This window comes from Saccharothrix longispora (genome assembly GCF_031455225.1).
Classification (GTDB): Bacteria; Actinomycetota; Actinomycetes; order Mycobacteriales; family Pseudonocardiaceae; genus Actinosynnema; species Actinosynnema longispora.
This window is the reverse complement of sequence record NZ_JAVDSG010000001.1, coordinates 7,124,737-7,140,205: the sequence shown is the minus strand read 5'-3', so window position 1 is coordinate 7,140,205 and position 15,469 is coordinate 7,124,737. Positions and strand designations below refer to the sequence as shown.

Sequence of the window (15,469 nt, the reverse complement as noted above, 5' to 3'; positions counted from 1 at the left end):
GGGGCACCTGTGGCCAGGGGGCGGGTCAGGAGACCTTGCCGGACGGGCCGCGGTAGTCGTTGGTGACGATCACGATGATCCCGGCGTGCGCGTCCCGGATGCCGTCGAAGCGGGCCTCGACGCGGGCGCCGAGGGTGGTGGCCAGCAGTTTCGCCGACTCCTCCTCGTCGGTGCCGGGCCGGTAGTAGACGGTGGTGGTGGGGATGATGCCCTGGGAGTAGTTCCCGGTCTCGGCGACCGGCCAGCCCGCTTTCTGCACGTCGTCGGACGCGCGGGAGGCGAGGTTGGGGGTGGTGCTGTTGTTGTAGACGCGCACCTGGGGCTTCGGGGTCACCGGGGGTGGCGGGGTTCCGGGGGTGGCCGCGCCGGGGGCGGTGGTGGTCGTCGGGCCGCCGGTGGTGGCGGGCGGCGGCTCGGTGGTCGGGGCCTGACCGGCGGAGGACTCGGCGGGCGCGTCCGGCGAGGTGGGCGTGCCGGTGTCCGAGCCGGACGGGTCCGACGGGTCGGGCGAGGCTGACGAGGACGCCGACGGCGGGGTGGACTGGGCTGCGGGGGGTTCGTCGTCGGGGCCGCCGGTGAACAGGCTGACCACTCCGACGACCAGGGCGATGGCGGACACGCCGAGCAGCACGTAACCCGCGGCGCGGGCGGGTTGCGCGGAGCCCGCGGGCTGTTCGGGGTTCGTCATCGGCGCTCGACACCCGCCCGCTTCGCCAGGCGGGCACGTTGCCTCCCGGAGCGGGACCGGCGCAATCTCTTGATCAACATCGGGTCGGCGGCCAACGCCTCTTCCTTCTCGATCAACGCGTTGAGCAGCTGGTAGTACCGCGTCGCGGACATGTCGAACAGCTCTTTGATCGCTTGTTCCTTGGCACCCGCGTACTTCCACCACTGGCGTTCGAAGGCCAGGATCTCGCGTTCCCGGTCGTTCAAACCGTCGGCCGGCCCCTCCGCCGGCGCCAGTGCCTCTGCGGCGTCCATCTGGCTCCTCAGCCGTGTCCCGTGCGTGGGTGCCATTCAATCACGTGATCTTCGCCGGGGTCGGTTCATCGCCCGGCGCGTCCGCCGGAACGCGCCGTTAGGCTGCCCGTCATGGCAGTTCACCCCATCAGGATCGCCGGCGATCCCGTCCTCCACACCCCGACCCGTCCCGTCGAGGTGTTCGACGAGGCGTTGCGCACGCTCGTCGATGACATGTACGAGACGATGGCGGCGGCGCACGGCGTGGGGCTCGCGGCGAACCAGATCGGGATCGACCTGCGGTTGTTCGTCTACGACTGCCCGGACGACGAGGGCGTGCGGCACCGGGGTGTGGTGGTGAACCCGGTGTTGGAGACCTCGGAGGTCCCGCTGGGGATGCCGGACCCGGACGACGACTTCGAGGGCTGCCTGTCGGCGCCGGGCGAGGCGTACCCGACGGGGCGGGCGTCGTGGGCGAAGGTGACCGGTTCCGACGGCGAGGGCCGGCCGGTGGAGGTGGAGGGCACGGGGTTCTTCGCGCGCTGCCTCCAGCACGAGACGGACCACCTCGACGGGTTCATCTACCTCGACCGGCTCGTGGGGCGGCACAAGCGGGCGGCGAGGAAGATGCTCAAAGCGAACGGGTGGGGCGTGCCGGGGCTGAGCTGGGACCCGGCGACCTCGCCCGACCCGTTCGCGGACGACGAGGACGACGACCACGGGCACGACGACCACGAGGGGCACGGTCACCGGCACTGACGCCCGCGCCGCCGCGCGCGGGCGCTAGACCGGGTCGGCCGCGGGCTCGACCGGGTCCGGGAGCACGTCGGCCGCCCGGTCGCGCGGGGGCTTCGCCTGGTGCTCGGCGCGCGGTGGGCGCTCGGGTCGGCGCCACGGCAGCTCCGGGTACCCGGTGAGCTCGCCGTGGCTGGTGCAAGCGGCCAGTTCGGCGTACGCGCCGGCGAGGACGGCCGCCCGGACGCGCCGCACCTGGCCGACCGTCGGCAGTTCCCCGACCAGCAGGAACGGCATCAGCAGGCGCCAGCCGAGCACGACCGGCTCGCGTCGCCGGTGGGGTGCGCGGAGGGCCGCCCTGGCCACGCGGAGGGCGTGCTCGCCCGCCGTGATGGAGGTGGGGTGGCCGCCGTGGTCCCAGGACCAGCGCAGGCCGTCGGCCATGGCGCAGCGGACGCAGTCGACGGGGCCGGTGCCGAGCTCCTCGCCGCACTGGGAGCAGCTGACCAGGGTCATCGCCCAGTCGGTGCAGGTCCACGGGTGGCGCCCGACCTGGTCGGCGAGGACGAGTTCGGCGAGTTCGCGCTCGCCCGCGCCGCCCTCGGCGAGCTGCTCGGCGGCGAGCAGCTCCTGCCAGTCGAGCAGCCAGTACTGGTCCACGAGTTCGGCGCAGAAGCGGCAGGTGGGGTAGCCGCGTCCCGCGAGGTCGCCGCACGACGGGCACGGCGAGACGGCGGCGGGGCGTGCCACGCGCCGCGCACCGGGCGGGAACGGCTGGTGATCAGCCACGGGTGCAAGGTACGCGCAAACGGTGGTCCTTGGCATCCGCACCTTGGCACCGGTGTCGGGGCGTGGCTATGGTCGGGCGGACAACTCAACACACGCGGGAGCTCGCGCCACAGCGGGCTGAGAGGGCGGCTGGGGTGTTCGCGACCCCGGTGCCGCCGACCGCCTGAACCTGACCGGGTAATGCCGGCGTAGGGAGGAAATGTCGTGACGGCACTCGACGACCGTTCGGTCCGGCCCAGCGTCACCACGGGGCCGATCTCCGGCTCGCGCAAGGTCCACGTCCAGGTGGACGAGGACGTGCGGGTGCCCTTCCGCAGGGTGGGGCTGACCAACGGCGATCACGTCGACCTGTACGACACTTCCGGGCCGTACACCGACGTCGACGCGACCATCGACGTCCACAGTGGACTTCCGCGGCTGCGGGAGGGGTGGCTGGCCGGGCGCGGGCCGGTGGACGGCGCGGTGACCCAGCTCGCGTACGCGCGGGCGGGGGTCGTCACGCCCGAGATGCGGTTCGTGGCGGCGCGGGAGCGGATGGACCCGGGGTTCGTGCGCGAGGAGGTGGCGTCCGGGCGGGCGGTGATCCCGCTCAACCGGAACCACCCCGAGGCCGAGCCGATGATCATCGGCAAGAAGTTCCTGGTCAAGATCAACGCGAACATCGGGAACTCGGCGGTGTCCTCCTCGATCGAGGAGGAGGTGGAGAAGATGGTGTGGGCGACGAGGTGGGGCGCCGACACCGTCATGGACCTGTCGACCGGCAAGCGCATCCACGAGACGCGCGAGTGGATCGTGCGGAACTCGCCGGTGCCGATCGGCACGGTGCCGATCTACCAGGCGCTGGAGAAGGTGGACGGCGACCCGGCGAAGCTGTCGTGGGAGGTCTACCGGGACACCGTGGTCGAGCAGGCCGAGCAGGGCGTGGACTACATGACGGTGCACGCGGGCGTGCTGCTGCGGTACGTGCCGCTGACGGCGCGGCGCGTGACGGGCATCGTGTCGCGCGGCGGGTCGATCATGGCGGCGTGGTGCCTGGCGCACCACCGGGAGAGCTTCCTCTACACGCACTTCGAGGAGCTGTGCGAGATCCTGCGGACCTACGACGTGACGTTCTCGCTGGGTGACGGGCTGCGGCCGGGGTCGATCGCGGACGCCAACGACGAGGCGCAGTTCGCGGAGCTGCGGACGCTGGGCGAGCTGACGCACGTCGCGCGCGGCCACGACGTGCAGGTGATGATCGAGGGGCCGGGTCACGTGCCGATGCACAAGATCGCGGAGAACGTGCGGTTGGAGGAGGAGTGGTGCGGCGAGGCGCCGTTCTACACGCTCGGGCCGCTGGCCACGGACATCGCGCCCGCCTACGACCACATCACCTCGGCGATCGGGGCGGCGCAGATCGGCTGGCTGGGCACGGCGATGCTGTGCTACGTGACCCCGAAGGAGCACCTGGGGCTGCCGAACCGGGACGACGTGAAGACGGGCGTGATCACGTACAAGATCGCGGCGCACTCGGCGGACCTGGCCAAGGGCCACCCGGGGGCGCAGGACTGGGACGACGCGCTGTCGAGGGCGCGGTTCGAGTTCCGCTGGGAGGACCAGTTCAACCTGTCGCTGGACCCGGACACGGCGCGGTCGTTCCACGACGAGACGCTGCCCGCCGCGCCGGCGAAGACGGCGCACTTCTGCTCGATGTGCGGGCCGAAGTTCTGCTCCATGAAGATCACCCAGGACGTGCGGCGGTACGCCGAGGAACGCGGACTGTCCACTGTGGAGGCGATCGAGGCGGGTATGGACGAGAAGTCGCACGAGTTCTCCGACGGGGGCAACAAGGTCTACCTGCCGGTCGTGGACCGGTGAGGGTCGGGGTGGGGGCGGCCACGCCGCCCAGGGTCCTCACCATCGCGGGGTCCGACTCCGGCGGCGGCGCGGGGCTCCAGGCCGACCTGCGGACGCTGTTCGCGTGCGGGGTGCACGGCATGACCGCCGTCACGGCGGTGACCGTGCAGAACTCGCTGGGCGTCTCCGGGTTCACCGAGATCCCGGCGGAGGTGGTGGCCGCGCAGATCGAGGCGGTGGCCACCGACATCGGGATCGGCGCGACCAAGACCGGCATGCTGGCGTCGGCGGCGATCATCGAGGCCGTCGCCGGGGCCGTGGACCGGGTGGACGTCGGGCCGTTCGTGGTGGACCCGGTGGCCGCGTCGATGCACGGCCACCAGCTGCTGGCCGACGACGCCCTGGAGGCGCTGCGGACGCTGCTGTTCCCGCGGGCGACGCTGGTCACGCCGAACCTGGACGAGGTGCGGCTGATCACCGGCATCGAGGTGCGCAGCCGGGCCGACCAGCGCAAGGCCGCCGAGGCGCTGCACGCCTACGGGTCGGAGTGGGTGCTGGTCAAGGGCGGGCACCTGTGGGACGACCCGGAGTGCCTGGACGTGCTGTTCGACGGGTCGGAGTTCGTCGAGTTCCTGGGTCCGCGCTACGACGTGGAGAACACGCACGGCTCCGGCGACACGCTGGCGTCGGCGATCTGCTCGCGGTTGGTGCGGGGCGAGTCGGTGCCGGAGGCGGTGCGGTTCGGCAAGGACTTCGTGGTGCGGTCGGTGGCCGCGTCGTACCCGCTGGGCGGCGGGGTGGGGCCGGTGTCGCCGCTGTGGCGGCTGCCGGACGCGGAGGGCTAGCGCCAGGGGGACGGAGGTCGACCTGACCGGCGCCCCCGGGACCATGCCGGCGGCGTTGTCCGCGCGGGCGCTCGACGCCCGCGCGGCACGTCCCGTCCTGGGCGACACGGCGGCCCTGGAGGCCGTCGGGCGCATCGAGTACGACTTCGGGCGGACCGGCGTCAACGCGGGCACGGCCGCCGGGGTCGCGATGCGCGCCGAACTGCTCGACGGGTGGACGCGCGAGTTCCCGGCGGCGCACCCGGCGGCGACCGTGCCGCACCTGGCGTGCGGGTTGGACACGCGGGCGCGGCGGGTGGCGTTCCGGAACGGGGCCCGCGCGTCCGGCGAGGCGTGAGCGCACGGCAGGACGCCCGCGTCGTGGGATGGCGCTCGTCGTGCGCGTCCTGGTGACGCGCGGGGCGCGCGGGGTCAGCTGACCTCGCCGACCAGCACCTCCAGCGCGGGCAGCGCGTCGAGCAGCGCGTCGCGGTGCTCGGGGGTGAGCTCCTCGATCCTGCGCTGGAGTTCGCGGACCCGCGCTGAGCGGACGCCGGACACCATCGTCTCGCCCTCCGGGGTGGGGGTGGCGAGCCAGGCGCGGCCGTCCTGCGGGTCGGGGTCGCGCTTCACGTAGCCCGCTTCCACCAGGGCGGCGACGATGCGGGACAGCGTCGGCGGGGCGACGCCCTCCTTCGCGGCCAGGTCGCCGAGCCGCATGGGGCCGCAGCGCGCCAGCGTGGCGAGCGCGGACACCGCCCCGGGGCCCAGCCCGGGGGACCCGGTGCGGCGCAGCAGCCGGGAGAGCCTGCCGATGGCGAGGAAGAGCCGGGCGGTGGCGTCCTCCACCGGGTCGACCTGGTCGGCCGTCACGGCACGTTCCTCCTCGGGCAGACGGACACGGTGGTCATCCATCATGCCGTGCCGCGCAATCGTCCTACCGCTGAGACCTGCTCACGCCCCGGGCCTGACGACCTCCGGGCTCGACGCGTGCGCCCAGAACCGCTTGGGGATGCGACCCGCCAACCGCGCGAGCCGCCCCGCCTCCACCGCGTGGCGCATGGCGGCGGCCATGCGCTCCGGGTCCTGCGCGCGGGTGACGGCGGTCGCCAGCAGCACCGCCGAGCAGCCCAGCTCCATGGCCAGGGCGGCGTCGGAGGCGGTGCCGACACCGGCGTCGAGGATCACCGGCACCGACGCCCGCGACACGATGAGCTCCACGTTGTGCGGGTTGCGGATGCCGAGGCCCGTGCCGATCGGCGAGCCCAGCGGCATGACGGCGGCGCAGCCCGCCTGCTCCAGGCGCAGCGCCAGCACCGGGTCGTCGTTGGTGTAGGGCAGCACGACGAACCCGTCGTCGACGAGCCGTTCGGCGGCGTCCAGCAGCTCCAGCGGGTCGGGCAGCAGGGTCTGGTCGTCGGCGACGACCTCCAGCTTCACCCAGTTCGTGCCCAGCGCCTCGCGGGCCAGCCGGGCGGTCAGCACGGCCTCGGCGGCGGTGCGGCAGCCGGCGGTGTTGGGCAGGGCCTCGACGCCCAGGCGCGTCAGCAGGTCCAGCACGCCGCCGCCGGCGGGGTCGAGACGGCGCATCGCCACCGTGGTCAGCCGCGTGCCGGACGCGACGAGGGCGCGTTCGAGCACCGACAGGTTCGCCGCGCCACCGGTGCCCATCACCAGGCGGGAGTCGAACTCGCGGCCGGCGATCACCAGCGGGTCGTCCACGTCACCCTCCCTGCACGGCGGTCAGCACCTCGACGGCCGCGCCGTCGGGCACCCCGGTCGTCGCCCACGCGGCGCGCGGCACGACCTCGCCGTCCACCGCGACCGCGACGCCGGTGGGCGGCGCGCCCAGCAGGGCCAGCACGGTCGCCACGGTCGCGCCGTCGGCCAGTTCCCGCACCGTGCCGTTGACCTTGGCCTCCATCAGCCGTTTCCTCCCTCGCGGAGCAGGGTGAGCACGCGCCGCGCCGTGACGGGCGCGAGCAGCAGTCCGTTGCGGTGGTGGCCGGTCGCGGCCAGCACCCCGGGTTCGAGCCAGTCCACGACGGGCGCGTTGTCGGGGCTGCCCGCGCGGAACCCGGCGGCCATCTCGACCAGCGCGTACTCGGCGACGCCCGGCCACACGACCTCGGCGTCGCGCAGCAGGTCGCGCACGCCGCCCGCGGTGACGGCGCCGTCGAAACCGGCCTCGTACTGGGTGGCGCCGAGGACGAACCCGCCGGTGCGGGGCACCAGGTAGACGGGGCGGCCGGAGACGTGGGCGCGGATCGTGTGCCGGGGTGGGGGCAGTGCGCCGGGACGCGCCTCCAGGCGCAGGATCTCGCCCTTCACGGGCCGGATCACGGCGCGCAGCGCGGGGTGCAGGTCGCGGCTCCACGCGCCGGCCGCGATGACGGTCACGTCGGCGGGCTCCCGGGCGTCGGTGAACCGCACCCCGGCGGCGGCGCAGGCGTCGCGCAGCGCCCGCAGCAGGGCCCGGTTGTCCACGGCCAGGTCGCCCGGCACGGACAGCCCGCCCCGGACGTTGCCCAGGCCGGGTTCGAGGGCGCGGAGCTCGCGCGCGGTCAGGCGGGTCGAGGTGCGGCCCAGGCCGGCGAGGTGGGCGCACAGCTGGTCGAGGACCTCGACGTCGGCGCGGTCCACGGCCACCTGGAGGGTGCCGACGGGGCTGAGGTCCACGCCCAGGTCGCGGGCGAACCCCGGCCACAGGGCCAGGGACTCGACGCCCAGGCGCAGCACGTCCTCGTCGCCGGGCCACGCCTCGGTGATCGGCGCGAGCATGCCGCCCGCCACCCAGGAGCCGCCGTGCGGCGAGGGGCGGTCGACGACCGCGACGGCGTGGCCGTCGCGTGCCGCGAACCAGGCGGCGGACAGGCCGATGACACCGCCGCCGACGACGGTCACCCGTTGGACCAAGGCACTCACGCTCCCTGCGCCGGCATGACCCGGATCAGGTTCGACGGTCGGAGCGGACCACGCTCCCTCTCAGCCCGGTGTCCTCCGGGCTCCCGTGCGGACCGCGTCCACCGTAGCGCACGCGACGACGCGGCGGTTACCGTGCGGCCGTGCCAGGACTCGACGGAACGCGGATCAGGCGGCGGCTCGCCGACGCACGGCTCTACCTCTGCACCCCCGACCGGCCGGACCTCGCGGAGTTCGCCGACGCGGCGCTCGCGGGCGGCGTGGACGTGGTCCAGTTGCGGGACAAGGGGATCGAGGCGAAGCGGGAGATCGCGGCGCTGGAGGTGCTGGCGGAGGCGTGCGCCCGGCACGGCGCGCTGCTCGCGGTGAACGACCGCGCCGACGTGGCGCTGGCCGTGGACGCCGACGTGCTGCACCTGGGCCAGGACGACCTGCCGGTGCCGCTCGCCCGCCGGGTCGTGGGCGAGGACGTGGTGATCGGCCGCTCCACGCACGACGTGGCGCAGGCGCGCGCGGCGGCCGTCGAGCCGGGCGTGGACTACTTCTGCACGGGGCCGTGCTGGCCGACGCCGACCAAGCCGGGCCGGTCCGCGCCGGGGCTGGACCTGGTGCGCGCCACCGCCGCGACGGGGGGCGCGGGGAGGCCGTGGTTCGCCATCGGCGGCATCGACCGGGCGCGGCTGCCCGAGGTGCTGGCGGCGGGTGCCGAGCGGGTCGTGGTGGTGCGCGCCGTCACCGAGGCCGAGGACCCGCGCGAGGCCGCGGCCTGGTTGACGGCGCGGCTGGGCGGCACGCCGCCGGCGTGACCCGGTGGAGCGTCGGCGCCGGTGGTCGTCGGGAAAGGGGACACCCCCCGGACCGGTGTCCGGGGGGTGTCCTCGTTCGATCGGTGCGCGGTCCTTGCAGGGGGGCGACGACCGCGTCCCGGTGTGCCGCTCTAGCCGCGGGTCAGGCTCAGGCCGTAGGCGCTGAGGATCTCGCCGACCGGCTGGAAGTAGGTCGTGCCGCCGGAGGAGCAGTTGCCCGAACCGCCGGAGGTCACGCCCTGGGCCTGGCTGTAGCCGGAGCCCGCCACCCACGAACCACCCGAGTCACCGGGCTCGGCGCAGGCGTTCGTGCGGGTCAGGCCCGACACCGTGCCCTGCGGGTAGTTCACCGTCGAGTTCTTGGCCTGGACGGTGCCGCAGCGCCAGCCGGTGGTGGAGCCGGAGCGGCAGATCGCCGCGCCGACCGCCGCCGACGTGGAGCCGGTCACGGTGACGTTGGAGCCGTTGTAGCGGTTGACCCACGGGCGGGACGTCCAGTTGGAGTTCGTGCGCACCCAGGCGTAGTCGTTGCCGGGGAACGAGGAACCCGCGAACGTGCCCTGCGAGACGCGGTTGTAGCCGGTCGTCGCGGTGCCCGTGCGGCCGCAGTGGCCGGCGGTCACGAAGCCGCCCGAGACGGCGAAGCCCACCGAGCACCGGCCGCTGCCGATGTAGTAGGCGTCACCACCGCGGGTGTCGTACAGCGTGGTCGGGGACTCGTCGACCTCGACGACCCGCACCGACGGGCTGAGCGACCTGGCGGACGCGACGAACGCGTCGGCCGCGGCGTCGCGCTGGTGCCGGTTCACCTCGACGACGACCGAGTTGGTCCGCTCGTCCACCCGCCAGCCGGTGATCGACTTCGGGGCGGCCATGCCGTCGATCGACGACTTGGCGGAGGTGAGCTGCTGGTGCGAGAAGGCGACGAACGTGGCGTCGGCGCCCGCGGCGCGGGCCGCGTCCGCCTTGGCCGCGTCGGTCACCGCGACGACGAGCTTGCCCGTCGCGGCGTTGATCCAGGAACCCGCGTAGGCGGCGCCCACGGCCGCCTTGGCGGAGGACTCCAGCTCACCGGAGCGGGAGTCGCTCGCCAGACGGGCGGTGACCTGTTCGGCGGTCAGGCCGAGGTCGCGTTGCGCCGCTTGGAGCAACTCGGCGGGGTAGCTCTCCGTGTCGGAGGAGCTTCCGCCATACGGTGCGGCGGTGTCCGCAATCGCCGGTACGCTTAGTGCTGTAGCTGCGCCGGCGGCGAGCAAGGCAGCCGCGGCAAGGCGGGCCGCACTCGTGCGGTTCATTAGGCGTCTCCCTCATCTTCGGGTGCAGGGAACCCGAGAGCCTGGTTGCAGGGACCACTCTCGGGGGCTCTAGGGGGACGGGTGGTGGGGCGGCGGCAGGGGTCGCCCCACCCCTCCATTTCTCGTCCCGGGTGTCGGGCCGATCTCCGAAGTCGCACCGAACGTCGTGAACGGGCCTCCGCGCGTCCGCATCAGGCCCTCCTCCCCGGCCTCTACCGGCCAGTAGTCACCCGTTCGAGTTACGTTATGACCCTGTTACCTATGACGGTTCAGGCCATCTGAGGCGAAAGTGTGTCACAGCGCACGTCTAATCAACTGCGCTGTGTAGCGTTTGACAGTTAACTCTCACTCAAGGTAGTTACTCGATCACCGATTCGGGCGGTTTTGCCAGATGTAAGTGATTCGGCGATTTCCGCCTCGGACGTGTGAAAGCTGCTGGACCGGGCGAGTGGAACCGCAGGAGTTTCCGCGTTCGACTGGGTATCGAATCAGCGGGCCGGGGTCGGCGAAGAGGGCCGGCGCGCGGCACTGGATCGATCCCGGACGAGGATCGCGGCATGGCACTCGTGACGATCTCCGACATCCGCTCCGCCGCCGGGCTGATCGCCCCCGCCGCCGTGCGCACCCCGCTGCTGCGCTTCGGCGACGAGGGGTGGGACGGGACCGGCGGGCTGTGGCTCAAGCCGGAGAGCCTCCAGCCCGTCGGCGCGTTCAAGGTCCGCGGCGCGTACCACGCGCTGGCCCGGCTGCCCGAGGACGTGCGGGCGCGCGGCGTCGTCGCCTACTCCAGCGGCAACCACGCGCAGGCCGTGGCGTACGCGGCGAAGCGGTTCGGGGTGCCCGCGACGATCGTCGTGCCCGACACGGCGCCGCGGGTGAAGGTGGAGGCGACGCGGGCGCTCGGCGCGGAGGTCGTGCTGGTGCCGATGGCGCTGCGGGAGTCGCGGGCCGCCGAGCTGGTCGCCTCCCTCGGGGCGACGCTGATCCCGCCGTTCGACCACCCCGACGTCATCGCCGGGCAGGGCACCGTGGGCCTGGAGGTGGTGGCCGACCTGCCGGACGTGGCGACCGTGCTGGTACCGGTCAGCGGCGGCGGGCTGCTGTCCGGGGTGGCCACCGCGGTGAAGGCGCTGTCGCCCGGCACGCGCGTCGTCGGCGTGGAACCGGAGCTGGCCGGTGACGCGGCGGCCTCGTTCCGGGCCGGGTCGCTGGTGCGGTGGCCCCCCGCGGACCGGGCGCGGACGATCGCCGACGGGCTGCGGGCCGAGCCGTCCGAGCTGACGTTCGCGCACATCCGGGCGTACGTGGACGACGTGCTGACGGTGTCGGAGGAGGAGATCGCGGCGGCGGTCGGCCGGCTGGCGCGGGAGGCCAGGCTGGTCGTGGAGCCCAGCGGCGCGGTGGCGTTCGCGGCGGCCCTGCGGGAGCGGCCCGCGGGTCCGACGGCGGTGGTGCTGTCCGGCGGGAACGTCGACCCCGAGGTGTTCGCCGAGCTGGTCCGGCGGGACCCGTCAGGGGCCGACCCGCGTCGGGGGTGAGCCGGCCGGGTCCGGGTCGGGGCGGGTCGCGGCGGCGCCGAGCACGCCGTTGTCGGTGCCGAGCGCGAGCAGACCTCCGGCGACGGCCGCGCCCGCGCACACCAGCAGCGCCGTCCGCCACCCCCCGGTCAGGGCGGCCGGGTCGGCGTAGGCGCCGCCGCTCAGCCCCGCGACGGCCGGCAGCACGGCCACCGCGACCAGGCCCCCGGTGCGGGCGACCGCGTTGTTCACGCCCGAGGCGACCCCCGCGTACCGGTCCGGGGCGGCGGCCAGCGCGGTCGCCGTCACCGGGGCCACCACCGCGGCCAGCCCCAGGCCGAACACGACGACACCGGGCAGCACGCCCGTCCAGTACGACGCGCCCGGCTCTGCCCACCGCAGCATGAGCATGCCGGCCCCGATGACGATCGGTCCTCCGATGAGTTGGGCCTTCGGGCCGATGCGCTGCGCGAGGTTCCCGGCGCGCGCGGACAGCACCAGCATGATCGCCGTGATGGGCAGGCCCGCCAGGCCCGCCGCCGTGGGCGTGTAGTGCAGCGACACCTGGAGCTGGAGCACCATCAGCACCGTCACGCCGGTCAGGGCCGCGTAGACCAGGAACGTCAGCGCGTTGGCCAGCACGAATGTTCGATCGCTGAACAAATGGGGCGGGACGAGCGGGTCGCGCCCGCGGACCTGGCGGACGACGAACGCCACCAGACCGGCCACCCCGACCACCGCCGCGGACAGGACGAGGGCGTCGGGTCCGCGCACCGGCGCCTCGACCAGTGCGGCGGTGATCCCGGTCAACCCCAGTGCTCCGATGACCGAGTCGACGATGTTCGGGTGATCGGATGATTCCTCGTCCCGTGACTCCGGCACGTGGCGGCGGGCCAGCCACACGCACACCGCGGCGAGCGGCAGGTTGACCAGGAACGCCGGCCGCCACGACCACGCCTGCACCAGCAGGCCGCCGACCAGCGGCCCGACCGCCGCGGCCACGCCGGACAGGCCGGACCAGGCGCCGATCGCCTTCGCCCGGTCCGCCCGGGTGAACACCGACTGGAGGATCGCGAGCGACCCCGGCGTGAGCAGCGCGCCGCCGACGCCCTGCAGGACGCGGGCGGCGACCAGCAGTTCCGTGGTCGGGGCGAGCCCGCAGAGCAGGGACGCGACGCCGAACCAGAGCACGCCGGCGGTGAAGACGCGGCGGCGACCGTAGCGGTCGCCCAGCGAGCCCGCGACCAGGACCAGCGCGGCCAGCGACAGCAGGTAGCCGTCCAGCACCCACTGGAGGCCCGCGACGGACGAGCCCAGCTCGGCGCCGATGTGCGGCAGGGCCACGTTGACGATCGTGCTGTCGAGCATCGCCAGGCCCGAGCCGAGGATCGTCGTCGCCAGCACGGCCCTGGCCCGACCCGTGCCCCACACCACCGTCTGCGCCACCCGCCCAGTGTGGTGGCGGGTCGCCGTGGTGGGGGCTTCGGGGCCGAACCGGCCTGACGGGCCGGACTAGTCGGCGGGCCGGTTCAGGGTGGCGACGAACTTGTAGCGGTCCCCCCGGTAGACCGAGCGCACCCACTCCACCGGGTTGCCCTCCGTGTCGAACGAGTGCCGCGACAGCAGCAGCATCGGCAGGCCGATGTCCGCCCCGAGCAGCTCGGCCTCCTCCGGTGAGGCCAGCGCGGTCTCGATGGTCTCCTCCGCGTGCCCCATCTCGACGCCGAACCGCTCGCGCAGCACCTGGTACAGCGACGCGCCCGGGGCCAGGTAGCGGCGCAGACCGCGGAACCTGCCCAGGGCCAGGTGGGTCGTCTCGATCGCCATCGGCTCGCCGTCGGCCAGCCGCAGGCGGTGCAGGCGCAGCACCTTGGCACCCGCCCGGACGCCCAGCAGCCTCGCCAGCTCGGCCTCGGCGGCCATCTCGGACGCCTCCACCAGGCGCGACGACGGCAGCCTGCCCTGCGCCTTCATGTCCTCTGTGTACGAGGACAGCTGGAGGCGTTGCGCCACCTTCGGCTCGGCCGCGAACGTGCCCTTGCCCTGCACGCGCAGCAGCCGCCCCTCGACGGTCAGCTCGGCAAGCGCTTGCCGGACCGTCGTGCGCGAGACGTCGAACTCCGCGGCCAACGACCTCTCGGTCGGGATCGGCGACCCGGGCGGCAACGCGCGCAGGAGGTCGAGCAGGTGCCGCTTGAGGCCCCAGTACTTCGGCTCGCGCTGCGCGCGGGACCTGGCGTCCACGCCGGATGCAGGGCTCGTTTCGAGCATGCCTTCCTCCTCGACCTTGCTAGCGCTCCCAGACACAGGATGCCCTGTCCGGGTCGGATCGTGGTCCCGAACCCCCGACAAGCCCCGAGAAATTGGTCCGATGACTTTGCAACGGTCCAGCAACGGCCTTGACATGCCCTGTGGCGGGGCACACTCTAGGCCGCATTGGTCTACACCACTTTGGGCGCATCGGTCATTGGGACCGGGCATTGGGAAAGGGCGCACACGTGAAGGGCTGGAGAGGACTCGCCGTAGGTGCCGCCGCACTGTCGGTGGCCGTGGCCGGGTGTGGCACGAGCTCCGACAGCGGCAGCGACTCCGGTGAACCGAAGACGCTGACGGTCTGGTTGATGGACGGCTCCGCGCCGACCACCTTGACCGACGCGCTGAACAAGGAGTTCCAGGACTCGCACCCCGGCGTCACCGTCAAGTACGAGGTGCAGAAGTGGGGCGGCATCCAGGAGAAGCTGACCACCGCTCTGACCAGCAACAACCCGCCGGACGTCATCGAACTGGGCAACACCCAGACGGCGAAGTTCGCGGCTGAGGAAACCCTCGAGGACCTCAGCGGCGACGTCTCCGCCCTCAACGGCGACCAGTGGCTCGGGGGCCTCAAGGACTCGCTGACCTGGGACGGCAAGCAGTACGGCCTGCCGTTCTACGCCGCGAACCGCACGGTCATCTACCGGACCGACCTGTTCGAGGCCGCGGGCATCGCCTCCCCGCCCACCTCGCGCGACGAGTGGGTCGCCGCCGCCGAGAAGCTCAAGGCGGCCAACGCGGCCGACCCGGAGTTCCAGTCGGTCTACCTGCCGGGCCAGTCCTGGTACGTGCTGCTGTCGTTCATCTGGGACGAGGGCGGCGACGTGGCGAAGCCGCAGGGCTCCGCGTGGGCCGGCGCGCTCGACACCCCCGAGGCCAAGGCCGGCCTGGAGTTCTACAAGAAGATGGTCGACGCCTCGGGCACCAAGGCCCCGAAGGACGCCGACGAGGCCACCCCGCAGCAGATGGAGGTGTTCGGCACCGGCAAGGTCGGCATGATGATCGGCCTGCCGTGGGAGCTGGCGGGCGCCGTCAAGGCCAACCCGGACCTGAAGGACAAGACCTCGGCGTTCCCGATCCCGTCCAAGACGGCGGGCAAGGCGGCCCCGGTGTTCCTCGGCGGCTCGAACCTGGCGATCCCGGCCGGCTCCAAGAACACCGACCTGGCCAAGGACTACCTCAAGCTGCTGAGCGGCAAGAAGTACCAGGACATGCTGGCTGAGGGCGGTTCGGTGCCCGGCACCTCGACCGACACGGCGAAGCTGGCCACCAACCCGGTCGGCAAGGCGCTGGCGGAGTCCGCCCCCGGCGGCAAGGTCACCCCGACCACCCCGGCGTGGGCCGCGGTCGAGGCGGGCCAGAACCCGCTGAAGGACATGCTGACCGCGTACCTGACCGGTGCGAAGTCGCTGGACCAGGCCACCTCGGACGCCAACGCCTCGCTGTCGAAGACACTCGCGGGCTGACGAGCG

At 73.4% G+C, this 15,469-nt stretch carries 17 protein-coding genes and 1 riboswitch; of the genes, 7 read left to right on the top strand and 10 right to left on the bottom strand.

Annotation, left to right across the window (positions count from 1 at the left end):
* Positions 1-25: 25 nt before the first annotated feature.
* Both J2S66_RS30935 and J2S66_RS30930 read right to left on the bottom strand, forming a co-directional pair.
* Positions 26-688 carry a LytR C-terminal domain-containing protein gene (locus J2S66_RS30935; protein ID WP_310311515.1) on the bottom strand — a complete coding sequence of 221 codons (663 nt, stop codon included), beginning with the start codon at positions 686-688 and terminating at the stop codon, positions 26-28.
* A complete protein-coding gene (locus J2S66_RS30930; protein WP_306745560.1) occupies positions 685-981 on the bottom strand; it encodes a DUF3263 domain-containing protein in 297 nt (98 codons plus the stop codon). Before J2S66_RS30930 ends, J2S66_RS30935 begins: the two co-directional genes overlap by 4 nt.
* A 111-nt stretch (positions 982-1,092) precedes the next feature.
* Here J2S66_RS30930 and J2S66_RS30925 point away from each other — a divergent pair, with 111 nt between their 5' ends.
* Positions 1,093-1,719, top strand: a complete 627-nt coding sequence (locus tag J2S66_RS30925) for a peptide deformylase (protein ID WP_310311513.1) — start codon at positions 1,093-1,095, stop codon at positions 1,717-1,719.
* Positions 1,720-1,743: 24 nt separating this feature from the next.
* On the opposite strand, the gene J2S66_RS30920 is transcribed toward J2S66_RS30925, so the two are convergent.
* Positions 1,744-2,484, bottom strand: a complete 741-nt coding sequence (locus J2S66_RS30920; RefSeq protein ID WP_310311511.1) for a hypothetical protein — start codon at positions 2,482-2,484, stop codon at positions 1,744-1,746.
* Positions 2,485-2,688: 204 nt separating this feature from the next.
* Between J2S66_RS30920 and thiC the strand changes: the two genes are divergently transcribed.
* The 3 genes from thiC to J2S66_RS30905 are packed head-to-tail and all read left to right on the top strand — an operon-like array spanning position 2,689 to position 5,502.
* A complete protein-coding gene (gene thiC, locus J2S66_RS30915; RefSeq protein ID WP_310311509.1) occupies positions 2,689-4,341 on the top strand; it encodes a phosphomethylpyrimidine synthase ThiC in 1,653 nt (550 codons plus the stop codon).
* The gene (thiD, locus tag J2S66_RS30910; protein ID WP_310311507.1) at positions 4,338-5,165 is read left to right on the top strand and encodes a bifunctional hydroxymethylpyrimidine kinase/phosphomethylpyrimidine kinase; all 828 of its coding nucleotides are present in this window, start codon (positions 4,338-4,340) and stop codon (positions 5,163-5,165) included. Before thiC ends, thiD begins: the two co-directional genes overlap by 4 nt.
* A gap of 43 nt (positions 5,166-5,208) precedes the next feature.
* Positions 5,209-5,502, top strand: a complete 294-nt coding sequence (locus tag J2S66_RS30905; RefSeq protein WP_310311505.1) for a hypothetical protein — start codon at positions 5,209-5,211, stop codon at positions 5,500-5,502.
* A gap of 74 nt (positions 5,503-5,576) precedes the next feature.
* On the opposite strand, the gene J2S66_RS30900 is transcribed toward J2S66_RS30905, so the two are convergent.
* From J2S66_RS30900 to thiO, 4 genes are all read right to left on the bottom strand, one after another.
* Positions 5,577-6,017, bottom strand: a complete 441-nt coding sequence (locus J2S66_RS30900) for a MarR family winged helix-turn-helix transcriptional regulator (protein WP_310311502.1) — start codon at positions 6,015-6,017, stop codon at positions 5,577-5,579.
* Positions 6,018-6,098: 81 nt separating this feature from the next.
* Positions 6,099-6,866: a thiazole synthase gene (locus J2S66_RS30895; RefSeq protein WP_310311500.1), complete on the bottom strand. Its 768-nt coding sequence runs from the start codon at positions 6,864-6,866 to the stop codon at positions 6,099-6,101.
* A 1-nt stretch (position 6,867) separates the two neighbouring features.
* Positions 6,868-7,068 (bottom strand): sulfur carrier protein ThiS, encoded by a 201-nt coding sequence (thiS, locus tag J2S66_RS30890; protein WP_306744497.1) that lies wholly within the window; start codon positions 7,066-7,068, stop codon positions 6,868-6,870.
* Positions 7,068-8,069 carry a glycine oxidase ThiO gene (gene thiO / locus J2S66_RS30885; protein WP_374726153.1) on the bottom strand — a complete coding sequence of 334 codons (1,002 nt, stop codon included), beginning with the start codon at positions 8,067-8,069 and terminating at the stop codon, positions 7,068-7,070. Before thiO ends, thiS begins: the two co-directional genes overlap by 1 nt.
* Positions 8,055-8,166: riboswitch (TPP riboswitch) on the bottom strand. Its footprint overlaps the gene before it by 15 nt.
* Positions 8,167-8,209: 43 nt before the next feature.
* Between thiO and thiE the strand changes: the two genes are divergently transcribed.
* Positions 8,210-8,872: a thiamine phosphate synthase gene (gene thiE, locus J2S66_RS30880; RefSeq protein WP_310311497.1), complete on the top strand. Its 663-nt coding sequence runs from the start codon at positions 8,210-8,212 to the stop codon at positions 8,870-8,872.
* A 131-nt stretch (positions 8,873-9,003) separates the two neighbouring features.
* On the opposite strand, the gene J2S66_RS30875 is transcribed toward thiE, so the two are convergent.
* Complete coding sequence (locus J2S66_RS30875) at positions 9,004-10,023, bottom strand: S1 family peptidase (RefSeq protein WP_310311495.1); 1,020 nt, start codon at positions 10,021-10,023, stop codon at positions 9,004-9,006.
* 701 nt (positions 10,024-10,724) lie between these two features.
* On the opposite strand from J2S66_RS30875, the gene J2S66_RS30870 reads away from it, so the two are divergent.
* Positions 10,725-11,705, top strand: a complete 981-nt coding sequence (locus tag J2S66_RS30870; protein ID WP_310311493.1) for a threonine ammonia-lyase — start codon at positions 10,725-10,727, stop codon at positions 11,703-11,705.
* On the opposite strand, the gene J2S66_RS30865 is transcribed toward J2S66_RS30870, so the two are convergent.
* Positions 11,679-13,130 (bottom strand): MFS transporter, encoded by a 1,452-nt coding sequence (locus J2S66_RS30865; RefSeq protein ID WP_310311491.1) that lies wholly within the window; start codon positions 13,128-13,130, stop codon positions 11,679-11,681. The genes J2S66_RS30870 and J2S66_RS30865 overlap by 27 nt on opposite strands.
* A gap of 66 nt (positions 13,131-13,196) precedes the next feature.
* The gene (locus J2S66_RS30860) at positions 13,197-13,955 is read right to left on the bottom strand and encodes a GntR family transcriptional regulator (protein ID WP_306744492.1); all 759 of its coding nucleotides are present in this window, start codon (positions 13,953-13,955) and stop codon (positions 13,197-13,199) included.
* 227 nt (positions 13,956-14,182) lie between these two features.
* Between J2S66_RS30860 and J2S66_RS30855 the strand changes: the two genes are divergently transcribed.
* Positions 14,183-15,463, top strand: coding sequence for a sugar ABC transporter substrate-binding protein (locus tag J2S66_RS30855; protein ID WP_310311488.1), 1,281 nt, complete (start codon positions 14,183-14,185; stop codon positions 15,461-15,463).
* Positions 15,464-15,469 lie beyond the last annotated feature (6 nt).